The organism is Pseudomonas sp. GW821-FHT01E05 (assembly GCF_059422425.1).
This window is the reverse complement of sequence record NZ_JBWKWW010000003.1, coordinates 180,919-197,757: the sequence shown is the minus strand read 5'-3', so window position 1 is coordinate 197,757 and position 16,839 is coordinate 180,919. Positions and strand designations below refer to the sequence as shown.

Here is a 16,839-nt window from a genome sequence, read left to right as displayed (position 1 = left end):
GGCGGACTCCTCAGGCCATCTGCGCCGCGGTGGCGACTTCGGCAGGCTCGGCAGCGCGCACGGTGCGCCAAGTGTTGTAGGCCATCAGCAACATGCCGCTGAAGAAGATCGCGCCCCCCACCAACCGCACGACGAAGCCTGGATGGCTGGCTACCAGGGTTTCGACGAAGGAGTAGGTCAGCGTGCCGTCTTCATTGACTGCGCGCCACATCAGGCCCTGGGCGATGCCGTTGACCCACATCGAGGCGATGTAGAGCACGGTGCCAATGGTTGCGAGCCAGAAGTGCGCGTTGATCAGGCCGATGCTGTGCATGGCCGGGCGGCCGAAGATTTTCGGGATCATGTGGTACAGCGCGCCGATCGAGATCATCGCTACCCAGCCCAGAGCGCCAGCGTGAACGTGACCGATGGTCCAGTCGGTGTAGTGGGAGAGGGCGTTGACGGTCTTGATCGCCATCATCGGCCCTTCGAAAGTCGACATGCCGTAGAACGCCAGGGAGACCACCAGGAAGCGCAGGACCGGGTCGCTGCGCAACTTATGCCAGGCGCCCGACAGGGTCATCATGCCGTTGATCATCCCGCCCCAGCTGGGCGCCAGCAGAATCAACGACATCACCATGCCCAGTGACTGTGCCCAGTCCGGCAGTGCGGTGTAGTGCAGGTGGTGCGGGCCGGCCCAGATGTACAGGGTGATCAGTGCCCAGAAGTGCACGATCGACAAACGATAGGAGTAGACCGGACGCTCGGCCTGCTTGGGCACGAAGTAATACATCATCCCGAGAAAGCCCGCGGTGAGGAAGAAGCCCACGGCGTTGTGGCCGTACCACCACTGAACCATGGCATCGGTCGCCCCGCCGTAGAGCGAGTAGGACTTGGTCAGGCTGACCGGAATTTCCATATTGTTGACGATATGCAGAATCGCCACGGTGATGATGAACGCACCGAAAAACCAGTTCCCGACATAGATGTGCCTGGTCTTGCGCTTGATCAGCGTGCCGAAGAACACATAGGCGTAGGCGACCCAGACGATGGTGATCAGGATGTCGATCGGCCATTCCAGCTCGGCGTACTCTTTGGAGCTGGTGTAACCCAATGGCAGGCTGATGGCCGCCAGCAGGATCACCAGTTGCCAGCCCCAGAAGGTGAATGCGGCGACTTTCGGTGCAAACAGCTGCGTTTGGCAGGTGCGTTGTACTGAATAGAAGGAGCTGGCAAACAGCGCGCAGCCACCGAAGGCGAAAATCACCGCATTGGTGTGCAAGGGGCGCAGGCGACCGAAACTGGTCCACGGCAGGTTGAAGTTGAGTTCGGGCCAGACCAATTGGGCAGCGAGAAAAACCCCGAGTCCCATGCCGACGATGCCCCACACCACCGTCATAATGGCGAATTGGCGGACCACCTTGTAGTTATAGGCGGTACTGATAGAAGTGTTCATGGTTCCCCATCCACGGTTCAGCTGAAGTGAAAGCGCCTGCGCACGGCAACGGCGCGCTCACTTCTTCTGGAGTTATAGGCAGACTAAAAGCGAGGCAAGCATGGACAAAGAGCACAAGGCCAGTATTGACGGGGATCAATGGGGCAAGTGCCTGCGGGATCACGGCTGGCTGTGGAATGCCGCGCAACTATCCGCTGCGACGGCTGAGCCGCTGACGCTGATCCTGGCCCACGGTGCCGGTGCGCCGATGGACAGCAGCTTCATGAGTGACATGGCCGCACGCCTTGCCGGGCGCGGGATCAACGTGCTGCGCTTTGAGTTTCCCTACATGGCCCAACGACGCCTGGACGGCGGTAGACGCCCGCCTAATCCAGCGCCAAAACTGCTGGAATGCTGGCGCGAGGTGTATACCCAAGTGCGACGCCATGTCGCTGGGCGTTTGGTCATCGGCGGCAAGTCCATGGGCGGGCGCATGGCCAGTTTGCTGGCGGATGAATTGCAGGCGGATGCGCTGGTGTGTCTGGGGTATCCGTTTTATGCGGTGGGTAAACCGGAAAAACCTCGAGTCGAGCATCTGGCCGAATTGAGAACCCCGACCTTGATCGTTCAGGGTGAGCGGGATGCATTGGGTAATCGGCAGGCGGTGGAGGGTTACGTATTGTCGCCGAGCATCGAGGTGATGTGGCTGGTGGCGGGGGATCATGACCTTAAGCCGTTGAAGGCCTCGGGCTTTACCCATGAGCACCATTTGGAGTCTGCTGCCAAAAAGGTCGCCGAATTTCTCCGTTAAGTGATCATTCCCACCCTCCGCGTGGGAATGCCGCCAGGGACGCTCCGCGTTCCGCTTCTGGATGTGACGCAGAGCGTCACGGGAGGCATTCCCACGCAGAGCGTGGGAATGATCGGTAGGGGTGCATCTGTCAGCGGTTAAAGCGTTCCACCAACGAATACTGGGTATTCGCTGTACGGGTCAACTCTTCACTGAGCAGTGCCGAGTTTTGCGCTTGTTCCGAGGTCTGATCAGCCAGCTGCGCGATGGTGCTGATATTGCGGCTGATCTCTTCAGCCACTGCGCTTTGTTCTTCGGTCGCAGCTGCAATCTGAGCGGTCATGTCGGTGATGTTGGCCACCGCTTCGCTGATGCCCACCAACGCCTTGTCGGCCTCGAGTACCCGCGCGACACCTTCTTCAGCCTGGCGATGGCCGGCGTCCATGGTTTGTACGGCGGTGCTGGCGGTCTGTTGCAGTTTGGCGATCAGGCTGTGGATCTGCCCGGTGGACTCACTGGTACGTTGCGCCAGTTGCCGTACTTCATCGGCAACCACCGCAAAGCCACGCCCCATTTCCCCGGCGCGGGCCGCTTCGATGGCGGCGTTCAAGGCCAGCAGGTTGGTCTGGTCGGCGATGCCTTTGATCACATCGACCACGCCGCCGATTTCGTCGCTGTCTTTGGCCAGTTGGGTTACCGTGGCGCCGGTTTCACCGACCACCTGGGACAGACGCTGGATGGCTTCGCGGGTTTCGCCGGCGACGTCGCGGCCGCGACTGGTCAGGCGATTGGCTTGCTGAGTGGCGTCGGCGGTGCGCTGGACATGGCTGGCGACTTCCTGAGTGGTGGCAGCCATCTGGTTGACGGCAGTGGCCACTTGCTCAGTCTCAACCCGCTGGCGCTCCAGCCCGGTGGAGCTCTTGTGGGCCAGGGCGTCGGATTGACGGGCTTGCTCGTTCAGGTGCTCGGCGGTGTCCTGGAGGCGGGTCAGACAGGTTTTCAGGCGTGCCTCCTGGCTGAGAATGGACATCTCCAGGCGTGCCTGGGCGCCGCGACTGTCGGTGTACATCTGTGCGATCAGCGGGTCCGAGGTGGTCTGTTCAGCCAGGCGCAGCAAGCGCTTGAGGCCACGTTGTTGCCAGCTCAAACCGAGCAGACCCAGCGGCACCGAGAGCCCGGCAGCCAGGGCGAAGCCCCAATGGGAGTTGAGCCAGATGCCAATCAGAAAGCTGAGCTGGCTGACCAAAATGAACGGCAACCAGTCTTGCAGCACCGGCAACCATTTATCACTTTGAGGAATGGCCGACTTGCCCTGGTTGATACGTTGGTAGAGCGCTTCGGCGCGGTGGATCTGTTCGGCGGTGGGTTTGACCCGTACCGACTCGTAACCGACCACCTGATTGCCTTCGAAAACCGGTGTGACATAGGCGTTGACCCAGTAGTGGTCACCGGATTTACAGCGATTCTTGACAATACCCATCCAGGGCAAGCCTTGCTTCAGAGTGCCCCACATGTGCGCAAACACCGCTGCCGGGACGTCTGGATGACGTACCAGGTTGTGCGGTGCACGGATCAGTTCCTCACGAGAAAAACCACTTATTTCAACGAAAGCGTCGTTGCAGTAGGTAATCACGCCTTTGGCATCGGTGGTGGAAATCAACCGTTGCTGAGCCGGGAAGGTACGTTCACGTTGTGTAACGGGTTGGTTGTTACGCATGGTTTTTCAATCCGCAAGGCTTTGTCAGGTTGTCGGCAGTGCCTGGGGATTATTGAAAATATTTTTCAAAAATCGGTGGTGCGTCTCAGGTGAGCGGTTTGCGCCTTGAAATGGATAGTGAATGGACTGTTGCAGAATTTTGCGCAGAGTCGGCCAAGTTGTTCTTCCTGACCGACAATGGTACTGAAGCTCATGTTATCTGGTACTTCAGTACCTGTTTGGTCCGGTAATGTCTTATCCAGCCAGCATCGGATAAGTAAACAGCCCGAAGTGCAACAGATTCAAACCAAAGTGCGTGGCGATTGCCGCGCTCAGTCCGCCAAAACGGTAGGCCAGGCCGTAGCCGACTCCGGCAATACTCGCCAGCAATACCCATTGCCAGCCGGCGCCCAGATGCACCAGGCCAAAGAGCAGCGCCGCGAATATCAGTGCAAGGGTTTCGCCATAAGGCAGCTGTTTGAAGCGCTGGCTCAAACCGCCCTGAATATAGCCACGAAACAGGGCTTCCTCGACCAGAGTCACCAACAGCAGGTTGTTCAGTACCCAAAGCCAACCTTGATCCGGCCACTTCGGTTCCCAATGAGTGACGCCCAGCAACACCGCACCACCGAGCGCGGCCAGTGCACTCAGGGTCAAGGCCAGGGCGGTCGCGTACAGCGAAAGACGCAGGGAGCGCCGTCCGACAATCCATGGGCATACCAGCAACAGCCAGAAGCCAATCAGCGGTTTGTCCAGATTGAGGTACATCGAGAACGGCACTGCATCTTCGGTAAAGACTTCGGGGCCAATGACGCTACCGTTGTAGAAGCCCGGTAGCCAATGCAGAGCCAGCGCGAGGGCCAGTACCACGAACAAGCCGTGTCCGAGATAACGGCCATAACGGCTCTTTTGCTGGCGCACGGCAAAACCTGCAAACAGCAGCAAGGCAACGGCGATCAGTGCTTGCACCTCCAGTTGTCCGGCAAACATTGCCAGGCTGTAGCCGATGCAGAGGAGTGCCAGATAAAGCCATGGCAAAACGATCATGTGAAGTCCTTTCAGGCGGGAGTCTTACCTTAAAAAGCTGGAGCGGTCTGAGTCGCCCGGATCGTCCGAATGCGCCCGAACCTATCGGGGGCGCAATTATAAACAGAGGAACACTCGCATCAGCCAAACAAAAACACCGCCCGAAGGCGGTGTTTCAGGTGAGGTGGAATTACGACGCGATCAACTGCCGCAACACGTAATGCAGAATCCCCCCCGACTTGAAGTACTCAACTTCATTCAAGGTGTCGATCCGGCACAGCACTTCGATCTTCTCGCTGCTGCCGTCTTCACGGGTGATCACCAGTGTGAGGTTCATGCGCGGTTGCAGTTCGACGCCGGTCAAGCCCTGAATATCCAGGGTTTCCTTGCCTGTCAGTTTCAGGCTCTTGCGGTTCTGATCAAGTTTGAACTGCAACGGCAGTACGCCCATGCCCACCAGGTTGGAGCGGTGGATACGCTCGAAACTCTCGGCGATCACCGCCTTGACTCCCAGCAGGTTGGTGCCCTTGGCTGCCCAGTCGCGGCTTGAGCCGGTGCCGTATTCCTGACCTGCGATCACCACCAGTGGAGTGCCGGCTGCCTGATAACGCATGGCTGCATCGTAGATGGGCAGTTTTTCGCCGGTGGGGATGTAGATCGTGTTGCCGCCTTCTTCGCCCCCGAGCATTTCGTTGCGGATACGGATGTTGGCGAAGGTGCCGCGCATCATCACTTCATGGTTGCCGCGACGTGAGCCATAGGAGTTGAAGTCGCGCGGCTCCACACCCAATCCGCGCAGGTAGCTCCCGGCAGGGCTGTCGGTCTTGATGTTACCGGCAGGGGAGATGTGGTCGGTGGTCACCGAGTCGCCGAGCAGCGCCAGAACCCTCGCGCCCTTGACGTCTGCGACTACCGGCAACGGGCCTGCGATGTCATCGAAGAACGGTGGATGCTGGATGTAGGTGGAGTCCTGCTGCCAGACATAGGTCGCCGCTTGCGGGACTTCGATGGCTTGCCATTGTGCGTCACCGGCAAACACTTCGGCGTATTCCTTGTGGAACATTTTGGTACTGACCTGGGCCACCGCGTCGGCGATTTCCTTGGCACTGGGCCAGATGTCGCGCAGGTATACCGGCTGGCCATCGGTACCGATACCCAGCGGCTCGCTACTGATATCGATCCGCACGCTGCCAGCCAGGGCGTAGGCCACCACCAGCGGTGGCGACGCCAGCCAGTTGGTTTTCACCAGGGGATGCACGCGACCCTCGAAGTTGCGGTTGCCGGACAATACCGAGGCGACGGTCAGGTCTGCCTTTTGAATGGCCTTTTCGATTGGCTCCGCCAACGGCCCGGAGTTACCGATGCAGGTCGTGCAGCCGTATCCGACCAAGGAAAAACCCAGTTCATCGAGATACTGGGTCAGGCCCGCGGCGTTGTAGTAGTCGGTGACGACTTTCGAGCCGGGTGCCAGGGAACTCTTGACCCAGGGTTTGCGTTTGAGGCCTTTCTCCACGGCTTTTTTTGCCACCAACCCGGCTGCCATCATGACGCTGGGATTGGAGGTGTTGGTGCAGGAGGTGATCGCGGCAATCACCACGGCGCCGTTTTTCAAGCGATAGGTCTGGCCTTCATAGTCATAATCCGCTTCGCCTGCAAGTTCAGCGCTGCCCACCGCGACGCCACCGCCGCCTTCGCTTTCCAGGCGACCCTCTTCTTTGCTGGTGGGTTTGTATTGCAGGCCGAGAAAGTCGGTGAAGGCCTGACCGACGTTCGGCAGCGAGACCCGGTCCTGTGGGCGCTTGGGGCCGGCCAGGCTGGCCTCGACGCGGCCCATGTCCAGCGCCAGGCTATCGGTGAATACCGGTTCTTTGCCGGGCAAGCGCCACAGGCCCTGAACCTTGCTGTAGGCCTCCACCAGTTTTACGGTTTCAGTCGACCGGCCGGACAAACGCAGGTAGTCCAGGGTGACGTCATCCACCGGGAAAAATCCGCAGGTAGCGCCGTATTCCGGGGCCATATTGGCAATGGTTGCGCGGTCCGCCAGCGGTAAGTCGGCGAGGCCGTCGCCATAGAACTCGACGAATTTGCCGACCACGCCTTTCTTGCGCAGCATCTGTGTGACGGTCAGCACCAGGTCAGTGGCGGTGATGCCCTCCTTGAGCTTGCCGGTCAGCTTGAAGCCGATCACTTCCGGAATCAGCATCGACACCGGTTGGCCGAGCATCGCGGCTTCCGCTTCGATACCGCCGACACCCCAGCCGAGTACGCCGAGGCCATTGATCATGGTGGTGTGGGAATCTGTACCGACCAGTGTGTCCGGGAAGGCATAGGTACGGCTGTCTTCATCCTTGGTCCAGACCGTGCGGCCGAGGTATTCGAGGTTGACCTGGTGGCAGATCCCGGTGCCCGGTGGCACCACGCTGAAGTTGTCAAAGGCGCTTTGGCCCCAACGCAGGAAGGCATAACGTTCGCCGTTGCGCTGCATTTCGATGTCGACGTTCTGTTTGAACGCACTGGCACTGGCAAATTTGTCGACCATCACCGAGTGATCGATCACCAGGTCCACCGGCGACAGCGGGTTGATGCGTTGCGGATCGCCGCCGGCCTTGGCCACGGCGGCGCGCATGGCAGCCAGGTCGACCACCGCGGGTACGCCAGTGAAGTCTTGCATCAGCACCCGCGCCGGACGGTACTGAATTTCCCGGTCGGAGCGGCGTTCCTTGAGCCAGGCCGCGAGGGCCTTGAGGTCGGCGCCGGTAACGGTTTTTTCGTCTTCCCAGCGCAGCAGGTTTTCCAGCAGGACTTTCAACGACATGGGCAGTTTGTCGAGATCACCAAGAGACTTGGCGGCTTCCGGCAGGCTGAAATAGTGATAAGTCTTGTCGTCGACTTTTAATGTTTTAAGGGCTTTCAGGCTATCGAGGGACGGCATTGAATGACTCCTTTTAGTCCGCACGGCTACGGACCTGGCGGGACGGGCAGAGCCTTTAACCTAGCTCTGATTGGGGAATCTGGCTAATAACCGGACTCTATGGACAAGTCCAGGGTTCCGAACTCGGCTATCATGCGCCGGTTTTCGTGACAGGCTTTGCTTTAGGGTCTGGACATCGCGCAGTGGCTGAATTGTTCGCCAACTGCCCAGGAGTATGAATGAACACCCTCTTTATGCATTGCCGGCCCGGCTTCGAAGGCGAAGTCTGTTCCGAGATATCCGAACTCGCCGCGCGTCTGAATGTGGCCGGTTATGCCAAGGCCAAGACCAGCAGTGCCTGCGCCGAGTTTGTCTGCACCGAAGACGATGGCACCGAGCAGCTGATGCGCGGTCAGCGTTTCGCCGAGCTGATCTTTGTGCGGCAATGGGCCCGCGGCATGTTTATCGACTTGCCGGAAACCGACCGTATCAGCGTGATTCTTGCTCATATGGCAAGGTTCCCTGTCTGCGGCAGCCTATGGCTGGAAGTCGTCGATACCAATGACGGTAAAGAACTGTCGAATTTCTGCAAGAAGTTCGAAGGCCCGTTGCGCAAGGCGCTGACCAGTGCCGGAAAACTGGTGGAAGACGCTGGCAAACCTCGACTATTGCTGACCTTTAAAAGCGGTCGCGAGGTGTTTCTCGGTCTGGCTGAAAGCAACAACTCAGCGATGTGGCCGATGGGGATCCCACGTCTGAAGTTCCCCCGCGAAGCGCCAAGCCGTTCGACGCTGAAGCTGGAAGAGGCCTGGCACCATTTCATCCCCCGCGATCAGTGGGACGAGCGCTTGCACAGCGACATGACCGGTGTCGATCTCGGTGCCGCACCTGGCGGCTGGACCTGGCAACTGGTCAATCGCGGGATGCTGGTGACCGCCATCGACAACGGTCCGATGGCTGAGAGCTTGATGGACACAGGGCTGGTTCAACATTTGATGGCTGACGGTTTCACCTTCAAACCCAAGCAACCAGTGGACTGGATGGTCTGCGATATCGTCGAGAAGCCTGCGCGCAACGCGGCGCTCCTGGAAACCTGGATTGGCGAGGGGCATTGCCGGGAAGCGGTGGTAAACCTGAAGCTGCCGATGAAACAGCGCTACGCGGAAGTAAAGCGCTTGCTCGAACGTATCGAAGAAGGCTTCAAGGAACGCGGCATCCGCGTCGCCATTGGCTGCAAGCAGCTGTATCACGACCGCGAAGAAGTGACCTGCCATTTGCGTCGTCTGGATGTGAAAAAGCCGAAATCCCGCTGAGCCCTTGTAGGCGCCGAGCTTGCTCGCGATTTGATCGTTCCCACGCTCCGCGCGGGAATGCCTCAATGGACACTCCGCGTCCGCTTCTGTGACGCGCGGCGTCACGGGCTACATTCCCGCGCAGAGCGTGGGAACGATCTTCGGGAGTGACGTTACACCCGGCTTTGCGCGACAATGCCGGCCAGTTTCAGGAGTGAAGTATGAGCCAAACCATCGATACGCCCGTCGACGCGATCCTCGACGCCACCGGCCTCAACTGCCCGGAGCCGGTGATGATGCTGCATCAGCACATCCGCGACCTGCAGCCCGGCGGCCTGCTCAAGGTGATCGCCACCGATCCGTCGACCCGTCGCGACATCCCCAAGTTCTGCGTGTTTCTCGACCACGAACTGGTAGAGCAGCGGGAAGAGGCGGGCACCTACCTGTACTGGATTCGCAAGAAGCTCGATTAACCCCTCGAGCGGCTGATCCGGATCCGCTTGCGTGCACTGCGTGTCAGGCGGATCGACAGCATCACTGCCGCGCAACTCAAACCGACGATCAAACCTTGCCACAGCCCGCTCGGGCCACTGGCAGTACCGAGCCAGTCGGTCAGGCCCAGGGCGTAACCCACCGGCAAGCCAATCCCCCAGTAGGCGAACAGCGTCAGGATCATCGTCACCCGAGTGTCCTGATAACCGCGCAAGGCGCCGGCCGCAGTCACCTGAATCGCATCCGAGAACTGGAACAACGCCGAATAGATGATCAGCATCGACGCGACCTGAGTCACCATCGGGTCGGCGGTATAGATCGCCGCGATGTGCTCACGCAGCAGCAACATCATGCTGGCGGAGATGCAGGCATAGGCCAGCGCCGTCCCCATGCCGACACCGGCGGCAAAGCGCGCCTCACGGGGCTCTTCACGCCCCAGTGCCTGGCCGACACGCACGGTCACAGCCATTGCGAGGGAGTAGGGGATCATGAACACCAGCGAGCTGAAGTTCAGGGCGATCTGGTGTCCTGCCACTACCGTGGCGCCGAGGCTGCCGATCAACAGGGCGATCACCGCGAAAATGCTCGACTCGGCGAACACGGCAATACCGATTGGCAGACCGATGCTCAGCAGGCGCTTGATCACTGCCCATTGTGGCCAGTCGAAACGACTGAACAACTGGCTCGACTGATACGCCGGTGCCCAGCGGGTCCAGCCCGCCATGCCGAGCATCATCACCCACATCACGATTGCCGTGGCCCAGCCGCAACCGACACCGCCCATGGCCGGCACGCCGAGGTGGCCATAAATGAACACATAGTTGAGCGGAATATTCAGCGCCAGCCCGCACAGACCCAGCACCATGCTCGGGCGGGTGCGGCCCATGCCATCGCTGAAGCAGCGCAGCACATGGTAGAGCGCAACGGCTGGCAACCCGGTGGCAATGCCGCGCAGGTATTCCATGCAAGGGCCGATCAATTCGGGATCGACCTTCATTACATGCAAAACCGGCTCGGCATTGAACAGTATCAGTGTCGCCATCAAGCCGACCACCAACGCCAGCCATAACGCCTGACGCACAATCGGGCCGATCTCGCCGTGAGTGCCGGCCCCGAAACGTTGCGCGACTTTCGGCGTCGTCGCCAGCAGCGTACCAGTCATCAGCAGGAACACTGGCACCCAAATCGAGTTGCCCAGCGCCACCGCGGCCAGATCTCGCGGCCCGACACGACCAGCCATCACCGCATCGACGAAGCCCATCGCGGTAGTGGCCAGCTGCGCGATCATGATCGGCAAGGCCAGGCCGAGCAGATTACGCAGCTCAAGACGAACCCGGGCAGGGCGGTTGAGGGAAATAGCAGCGGGGCTGTCAGTCACGGAATTCACAAGCGAAGCGTCCAGAGGTTTTGATGCGCAAGGCGGCGCATTCTACGCCTTGACACAATGGTCAGGAAAACTCCTGTGTTGCGGATTTGTAAGTGCGGAAAAACACGTAGCTTCAATGCAGCTGCTACGGGAGGGCATGCAACTGAGTTCTTCGCGTCACTGGCCCCTCACCCTCAACTACGCCTACACTGCGGCTCCGCGAAAGGAGCCTGCCATGCTGATTGTTGCCGACGAAAATATCCCGCTGCTCGATGCCTTCTTTGCCGGTATCGGCGAAATCCGTCGCTTGCCGGGGCGCGCGATCGACCGCGCCGCCATCGAGCAGGCCGATGTTCTGTTAGTGCGCTCGGTGACCAACGTCGACCGTGCGCTGCTCGAAGGCAGCAACGTACGCTTTGTCGGCACCTGCACCATCGGTACCGATCACCTGGATCTCGATTACTTTCAGCAGGCTGGTATCACCTGGTCCAGCGCTCCGGGTTGTAATGCCCGTGGCGTAGTTGACTACGTTCTCGGCAGTTTGCTGACGTTGGCGGAAATCGAAGGCACTGACCTGAGCCGACGCACTTATGGTGTGGTCGGCGCCGGTGAAGTGGGTGGTCGGCTGGTCAAGGTGCTACGAGGGCTGGGCTGGAACGTGCTGGTTTGCGATCCACCACGGCAAGCCGCTGAAGGGGGTGATTACGTCAGCCTGGAACAGATTGTCGAGCAGTGCGATGTCATCAGTCTGCACACCCCGCTCAGCAAAAACGGCGATCTGCCAACCTGGCACTTGTTCGATAAAACACGGTTGAGCCAACTCAAATCCGGCACCTGGCTGATCAATGCCAGCCGTGGCCCGGTAGTGGACAACGCTGCCCTGCGCGAAGTGCTGCTGCAGCGTGAAGACCTGCAAGCGGTGCTGGATGTCTGGGAGGGCGAGCCGCAGGTCGATGTGGCGCTGGCTGATCTTTGCGTGCTGGCCACCCCGCATATCGCCGGCTACAGCCTCGACGGCAAACAACGCGGTACCGCGCAGGTCTATCAGGCGTTTTGCGAGTACCAGGGGCAGACGCCTCAGGTCCGTCTCGATCAATTATTGCCCGCGCCGTGGTTGGCTGAAGTCAGCCTGAATGCCAGCAGCGATCCGGGCTGGGCTTTGGCCATGTTGTGCCGTGGCGTTTACGACCCGCGCCGTGACGATGCGGATTTTCGTCGTAGTCTGGTAGGCAGCGTGCAAGAGCAGCGCGCGGCGTTTGATGCCTTGCGCAAGCATTATCCAGAGCGGCGGGAGATTGATGGACTGACTGTAAGGATCAAGGGGGAGTCGCATGTCCTGCGCAATATCGTATTGGCGCTGGGGGCGGTGGCAGTCTAGTAAGCGGATTGACCCCATCGCGAGCAAGCTCGGCTCCTACAGGATTTCGGTGTTTTTGTAGGAGCGAGGCTTGCCCGCGATGGGTCGCGCAGCGGCCCCAAAAAGTGCCCAGAAAAAACCCGGCATCAAGGCCGGGTCAAGAGGACGTGAGGCTATGTGTCAGTCTTGCTTGGCAGGCTTGACCAATCGTTGCTCCAGTTCGCGGCAAGCGCTCTGGATCATGTCTTCAGTGATCGGTACTTCGCGCCCTTTAGCGTCGATAATTGAGCAACCCAGAGATTGACCTGGCTGGGTGCGGATCACTTGAATTTTGTCATCGCTGCTATGTTGCAAGGACATGGCCTGTCTCCTCATCAGGTTGTGTGCCTACTCTAAAACCGCCAGGTGACCAAGCTGTGACAACTCCCTACAGGATTCACAAGCGGCGCCCTCAGTCCATCAGAAATGTCCTCGAACTTCCAGACAGACTTTAGACCAATAACATCTAGGGTCTATTGTCAGAGGTCATATTTAACCTGACTCATTGTGATTTACAGAGAACCGGCGGATTGGTCGGTGTAGGCTTGGTGGCGTTTATCCTTTCTGGTTGTGCTATTGGATGATCTTCATGCTCTCTTCCCGTCACCGCCGCGCGATCCGCCTGGCCACTCATTTCATTGCGCCGTACCGCTGGCCGGCGTTTGGCGCTTTGCTCGCCCTGATCGTTACCGCCGGCATCACCTTGTCCATGGGGCAGGGCATTCGCCTGCTGGTGGATCAAGGCTTCATGACCCGGTCGCCGCACCTGCTCAACCAGTCCATCGGTTTGTTTCTGATGCTGGTGATGGGGTTGGCGGTGGGCACCTTCGTGCGTTTCTATCTGGTGTCCTGGATTGGCGAGCGTTGCGTGGCGGATATTCGCCGGCAGGTGTTCAACCATTTGATCTACCTGCACCCGGGCTTCTATGAAGACAACCGCAGCTCGGAAATCCAGTCACGGTTGACCGCCGACACCACGCTGCTGCAATCGGTGATCGGCTCGTCGCTGTCGCTGTTCCTGCGTAATGCCTTGATGGTCATTGGCGGCATCGTGCTGCTGTTCATCACCAATCCCAAACTCACTAGTATCGTAGTGGTTGCCTTGCCGCTGGTGTTGGCGCCGATCCTGATCTTCGGCCGCCGGGTGCGCAGCCTGTCGCGTTTGAGCCAGGACCGTATCGCCGATGTCGGCAGTTACGTGTCCGAAACCCTTGGACAGATCAAAACCGTGCAGGCCTACAACCATCAGGTGCAGGATGAGCAACGCTTCGCGGTGACCGTTGAAGAGGCGTTCGACACTGCGCGTAAACGCATCATGCAGCGGGCCTGGTTGATCACCCTGGTGATCATGCTGGTGCTCGGTGCTGTTGGGGTGATGCTCTGGGTCGGTGGCATGGACGTGATCGCCGGGCGCATTTCCAGTGGTGAACTGGCGGCCTTTGTCTTTTACAGCCTGATCGTCGGCGGTGCCTTTGGCACCTTGAGCGAAGTGATCGGCGAGTTGCAGCGGGCGGCGGGTGCGGCCGAGCGGATTGCTGAATTGTTGCGTTCGGAAAACATCATCCAGGCGCCGGTCACCGGGCGGGTCCAATTGCCGGAGCGTGTCGAAGGTAATCTGGTTTTGCAGGACCTGCGTTTCTCCTATCCGTCGCGCCCGGAAAGCTATGCCCTCGACGGACTCAATCTGACCATCCAGGCCGGCGAAACCCTGGCGCTGGTCGGGCCTTCGGGTGCTGGCAAATCAACCGTTTACGATCTGCTGCTGCGTTTCTACGACCCGACGCAGGGCCGCATCCTGCTTGATGGGCACCCACTGACCCGGCTCGACCCCATGGACCTGCGCCGCTGTTTTGCGCTGGTTTCGCAAAGCCCCGCGTTGTTTTTTGGCAGCATCGAAGAGAACATCCGCTACGGAAATCCATCGGCGACCCTGGCCCAGGTGCAAGAAGCGGCAAAAATTGCCTACGCTCATGAATTCATCGAGAAAATGCCCCACGGCTACCAGACCCACCTCGGCGACAGTGGCCTGGGTCTCTCCGGCGGACAGCGCCAGCGCCTGGCAATCGCCCGGGCGCTGCTGGTGGACGCGCCGATCCTGTTGTTGGACGAAGCCACCAGTGCCCTCGACGCCCAAAGCGAACACTTGATCCAGCAGGCCCTGCCAAGCCTGATGAAAAACCGCACCACCCTGGTCATCGCCCATCGCCTGGCCACGGTCAAAAACGCTGATCGTATTGCGGTGATGGATCAAGGAAAACTGGTAGCGATCGGCACCCATCAGGAGCTGATCGCCAGCAATACGCTGTATGCACAGTTGGCGGCGTTGCAGTTTAATGATGGCAAGCCTGAACTCGATGTCCGACCGTGAATGATCGTTCCCGCGCAGAGCGTGGGAACGATCAATCTACAGGGTCATTGATCATCAAAATACCGCTCATGCCAGTCCACAAGTGGTTGTGGGGCGTTGAGTTTCTGGCCGTAGATCACCGAGTAGGACAGCACGTTTTGCACGTACTGGCGGGTTTCGTCGAAGGGGATGCTTTCAACCCAGACATCGAAGCTCAGGTGATCGGCGCCTCTGAGCCATTGCCGAACGCGGGCGGGGCCTGCGTTGTAGGCGGCGGAGGCGAGTACCCGGTTACCGTTGAACTGGCTGTGGACCTGGCTCAGGTAGGCGGCACCGAGCTGGATGTTCTTGTCCGGGTCCAGTATTTGCTGCGACGAGGCCAGGGGAATGCTGAATTTTCGCGCGGTTTCCCTGGCGGTAACGGGCATCAGTTGCATCAAGCCGCTGGCGCCGACACCGGAGCGAGCGTCGTCCATGAACGCGCTTTCCTGGCGAGTGATAGCGAACACCCAGCTTGAATGCAGGCCGCGGATCCTGGCTTCTCGCACCAGGGTCTCGCGGTGGGCCATCGGGAAGCGAATGTCCAGATCATCCCAGTATTGCGCCTGGCTGATGGTGCGGATCGCCGGGAAGTACCATTTCAGGTCGTAGGCCAGTTTGGCCTGAGCGACCATTTCGTCACGGTTGAAGCGACGGCTGACGTGGTACCACTCGCGGCGCCCGTCGACGATCTGGCCACGGGCATGGAATTCCAGGGCGCGACGCACGCCCGGGGTGTTGCGGACCTTGTTGATGATCGCCTGGCTGAGCACCAGGGGTTTGTTGATCAGCGAATACGGCGACTGCGCGCGATCGGCGGCGAGGAAACCGTAGAAATCACGCTCATGAGCGAGGTTCTTATAAAGGACCAGCGCTTCCGGATTCTGCGGCTGAGCCAGTTCCAGGCTGCGAGCCTGCCAGTAACGCCAACGGTTGGTGGTGGCCAGGTCCTGCGGCAGTCTGCGGGTCAACTGATAGGCGTCATCCCAGCGCGCCAGGCGCAACAGCAAACGCAGGCGCCATTCGGAGACGGTGTTGTCACGCAGTTCAGGGTCGTACTTGGTCATCACGTCGAGGGCACGGCTGTCGAATCGCCGCGCCAGAGTCAGGCCGATTTCCCGGGCGATTGCCACTTTTTCGTCACGTGAGAAGTGCATACTGCTGGCATAGCTGTCGAGCAGGCTCATGGCGATGTCCGGATCCTGGCGTGCCAGGCGGCGCAGGCCCAGACCGACGACGTCGGACATGGCTTCATCGACGGGCGTGAAGCGCGATGGCTGGCTGAGCAGTTCCGGTCGCTGGGCGACGTCGATCAGCAATCTGCCCTGCGGGGCGAGGGTGGTCATACTGTTGACCAGGCTCTTGGCCAGCGGGTAGTTGCGGGCGTCGGCGGCCAGCTTGGCGCGCTGCCAGCGTTTCTGTTCGGTCAGCTGACCTTCTGCGGCCCACTGAGCGAACAGTGCGTCGCAAGCGGCGGGCTGGGACTTTCCTGTCAGCCAGAGCTTTTCAGTGTTGGCATAGCCTGCGGCCTTGAGGTTGTGGCCCAGCTGATATTGAGCATTCAGACAGTCCAGCTCGGTGAAATTGAGCTTGGGGTCGTAGTATTTGACGAAAGGTTGCCAGTCGCCACGCTCGGCCAGCCAGCGTAGCCAGCGCAGTTTCATCCAGTTGGCTTGCGGCAGGTCACCGTGTTCGGCGAGGAATCTCTCGATCTCGTCGTTGCTGGCGGTTTTCAGTCGGGCGGTCAGTTCGTCGTAGGCCAGGTACGGCTCCAGCGGGTAATCGCTGAGCGCTTGGCTGTAGCGGAAGTACGGGCCCGAATCACCCTTGGCCAAGGCGCGCTTGGCTTCATCGTAATACTGGCGTTGTTGCGACAGGTCCACCGCCTGGGCGGATTGCACGGTAGTGGCAGAGAGAAGCAGACAAGATAAAAAGCTGAAAAGGCGACTGCGCATGAGACGTCCGGGCAGAGAAAACGTGGCAAGTGCCGACGGTGCCAACACTGATTGCCTGTAGCTTAGCCTTTTGCCAGCAGCCGGCGAAAGCTTTGCCGGTCCGCCGGTGCAAGTT

At 59.8% G+C, this 16,839-nt stretch carries 12 protein-coding genes; 5 read left to right on the top strand and 7 right to left on the bottom strand.

The features are described 5' to 3' along the window. Nucleotides 1-10 precede the first annotated feature (10 nt). Complete coding sequence (gene ccoN / locus AC07W5_RS07470) at nucleotides 11-1,435, bottom strand: cytochrome-c oxidase, cbb3-type subunit I (protein ID WP_495023113.1); 1,425 nt, start codon at nucleotides 1,433-1,435, stop codon at nucleotides 11-13. Between the two features lie 100 nt (nucleotides 1,436-1,535). Between ccoN and AC07W5_RS07465 the strand changes: the two genes are divergently transcribed. Continuing rightward, the gene (locus AC07W5_RS07465) at nucleotides 1,536-2,225 is read left to right on the top strand and encodes an alpha/beta family hydrolase (RefSeq protein ID WP_495023112.1); all 690 of its coding nucleotides are present in this window, start codon (nucleotides 1,536-1,538) and stop codon (nucleotides 2,223-2,225) included. Nucleotides 2,226-2,355: 130 nt separating this feature from the next. Here AC07W5_RS07465 and AC07W5_RS07460 read toward each other — a convergent pair whose 3' ends face one another. The 3 genes from AC07W5_RS07460 to acnA all read right to left on the bottom strand — a co-directional run bounded on the left by AC07W5_RS07460 (nucleotide 2,356) and on the right by acnA (nucleotide 7,858). Next, the gene (locus tag AC07W5_RS07460) at nucleotides 2,356-3,921 is read right to left on the bottom strand and encodes a methyl-accepting chemotaxis protein (protein WP_494992321.1); all 1,566 of its coding nucleotides are present in this window, start codon (nucleotides 3,919-3,921) and stop codon (nucleotides 2,356-2,358) included. Nucleotides 3,922-4,155: 234 nt separating this feature from the next. Next, a complete protein-coding gene (locus AC07W5_RS07455) occupies nucleotides 4,156-4,947 on the bottom strand; it encodes a CPBP family intramembrane glutamic endopeptidase (RefSeq protein WP_495023111.1) in 792 nt (263 codons plus the stop codon). Between the two features lie 169 nt (nucleotides 4,948-5,116). Further along, entirely contained in the window at nucleotides 5,117-7,858 is a 2,742-nt protein-coding gene (gene acnA, locus AC07W5_RS07450) for an aconitate hydratase AcnA (protein ID WP_495023110.1), read from the bottom strand. A gap of 218 nt (nucleotides 7,859-8,076) precedes the next feature. On the opposite strand from acnA, the gene rlmM reads away from it, so the two are divergent. Further along, nucleotides 8,077-9,150 (top strand): 23S rRNA (cytidine(2498)-2'-O)-methyltransferase RlmM, encoded by a 1,074-nt coding sequence (gene rlmM, locus AC07W5_RS07445; RefSeq protein WP_495023109.1) that lies wholly within the window; start codon nucleotides 8,077-8,079, stop codon nucleotides 9,148-9,150. Nucleotides 9,151-9,362: 212 nt separating this feature from the next. Further along, the gene (gene tusA / locus AC07W5_RS07440; RefSeq protein ID WP_419118550.1) at nucleotides 9,363-9,602 is read left to right on the top strand and encodes a sulfurtransferase TusA; all 240 of its coding nucleotides are present in this window, start codon (nucleotides 9,363-9,365) and stop codon (nucleotides 9,600-9,602) included. Here tusA and AC07W5_RS07435 read toward each other — a convergent pair. Further along, nucleotides 9,599-11,008 (bottom strand): MATE family efflux transporter, encoded by a 1,410-nt coding sequence (locus tag AC07W5_RS07435; RefSeq protein ID WP_495023108.1) that lies wholly within the window; start codon nucleotides 11,006-11,008, stop codon nucleotides 9,599-9,601. The two genes, tusA and AC07W5_RS07435, sit on opposite strands and share 4 nt — an antisense overlap. A gap of 214 nt (nucleotides 11,009-11,222) precedes the next feature. Between AC07W5_RS07435 and pdxB the strand changes: the two genes are divergently transcribed. After that, the gene (gene pdxB / locus AC07W5_RS07430) at nucleotides 11,223-12,365 is read left to right on the top strand and encodes a 4-phosphoerythronate dehydrogenase PdxB (RefSeq protein ID WP_494992316.1); all 1,143 of its coding nucleotides are present in this window, start codon (nucleotides 11,223-11,225) and stop codon (nucleotides 12,363-12,365) included. A gap of 159 nt (nucleotides 12,366-12,524) precedes the next feature. On the opposite strand, the gene AC07W5_RS07425 is transcribed toward pdxB, so the two are convergent. Next, on the bottom strand, nucleotides 12,525-12,704 hold the full coding sequence (locus tag AC07W5_RS07425) for a PA1571 family protein (RefSeq protein ID WP_494992315.1): 180 nt from the start codon (nucleotides 12,702-12,704) through the stop codon (nucleotides 12,525-12,527). Between the two features lie 268 nt (nucleotides 12,705-12,972). Here AC07W5_RS07425 and AC07W5_RS07420 point away from each other — a divergent pair, with 268 nt between their 5' ends. After that, nucleotides 12,973-14,751 carry an ABC transporter transmembrane domain-containing protein gene (locus tag AC07W5_RS07420; protein ID WP_495023107.1) on the top strand — a complete coding sequence of 593 codons (1,779 nt, stop codon included), beginning with the start codon at nucleotides 12,973-12,975 and terminating at the stop codon, nucleotides 14,749-14,751. Between the two features lie 44 nt (nucleotides 14,752-14,795). On the opposite strand, the gene AC07W5_RS07415 is transcribed toward AC07W5_RS07420, so the two are convergent. Beyond that, complete coding sequence (locus AC07W5_RS07415) at nucleotides 14,796-16,724, bottom strand: transglycosylase SLT domain-containing protein (RefSeq protein ID WP_494992313.1); 1,929 nt, start codon at nucleotides 16,722-16,724, stop codon at nucleotides 14,796-14,798. Between the last annotated feature and the right edge of the window lie 115 nt (nucleotides 16,725-16,839).

What these genes read in the sequence shown, in the direction of transcription:
- ccoN (WP_495023113.1), bottom strand. Translation starts at nt 1,435, where the DNA reads ATGAACACTTCTATCAGTACCGCCTATAACTACAAGGTGGTCCGCCAA.
- AC07W5_RS07465 (WP_495023112.1), top strand. Translation starts at nt 1,536, where the DNA reads ATGGACAAAGAGCACAAGGCCAGTATTGACGGGGATCAATGGGGCAAG.
- AC07W5_RS07460 (WP_494992321.1), bottom strand. Translation starts at nt 3,921, where the DNA reads ATGCGTAACAACCAACCCGTTACACAACGTGAACGTACCTTCCCGGCT.
- AC07W5_RS07455 (WP_495023111.1), bottom strand. Translation starts at nt 4,947, where the DNA reads ATGATCGTTTTGCCATGGCTTTATCTGGCACTCCTCTGCATCGGCTAC.
- acnA (WP_495023110.1), bottom strand. Translation starts at nt 7,858, where the DNA reads ATGCCGTCCCTCGATAGCCTGAAAGCCCTTAAAACATTAAAAGTCGAC.
- rlmM (WP_495023109.1), top strand. Translation starts at nt 8,077, where the DNA reads ATGAACACCCTCTTTATGCATTGCCGGCCCGGCTTCGAAGGCGAAGTC.
- pdxB (WP_494992316.1), top strand. Translation starts at nt 11,223, where the DNA reads ATGCTGATTGTTGCCGACGAAAATATCCCGCTGCTCGATGCCTTCTTT.
- AC07W5_RS07425 (WP_494992315.1), bottom strand. Translation starts at nt 12,704, where the DNA reads ATGTCCTTGCAACATAGCAGCGATGACAAAATTCAAGTGATCCGCACC.
- AC07W5_RS07420 (WP_495023107.1), top strand. Translation starts at nt 12,973, where the DNA reads ATGCTCTCTTCCCGTCACCGCCGCGCGATCCGCCTGGCCACTCATTTC.
- AC07W5_RS07415 (WP_494992313.1), bottom strand. Translation starts at nt 16,724, where the DNA reads ATGCGCAGTCGCCTTTTCAGCTTTTTATCTTGTCTGCTTCTCTCTGCC.